Source organism: Bartonella sp. MR110HLJHH, assembly GCF_042194225.1.
Classification (GTDB): domain Bacteria; phylum Pseudomonadota; class Alphaproteobacteria; order Rhizobiales; family Rhizobiaceae; genus Bartonella; species Bartonella grahamii.
Window position 1 is genome coordinate 332 of the sequence record NZ_JBHIMQ010000109.1, and the last position, 240, is coordinate 571.

Consider the following 240-nt stretch of genomic DNA (forward strand, 5'->3'; position numbering starts at 1 on the left):
GTTGTAAGGATAAATTCATAAGAGAGATAAACAACCCCTGATAAAAACAAGACATAAGTTACAGCAAAAATTGTGACACTCATACGCAACTGTTTTAGAGCTATATGATTCCTATCTGCTCTATACCACGCTGCTATTGTCGTCGCTGCGCTGGAAATCCCTAAAGCCACCACAGAAATAAGCATATCGAGACGCATCCCAATCGTGTGTGCGGCCAAAGCTTCGGCCCCATAAGCCGTA

1 protein-coding gene is annotated in these 240 nt (G+C 43.3%); it reads right to left on the reverse strand.

Features of this window, described 5'->3' with window-relative positions:
* Window positions 1–218: MATE family efflux transporter (locus tag ACFIKB_RS09635; RefSeq protein ID WP_375653547.1), on the reverse strand; the 218-nt coding region annotated here is incomplete at its 3' end.
* Between the last annotated feature and the right edge of the window lie 22 nt (window positions 219–240).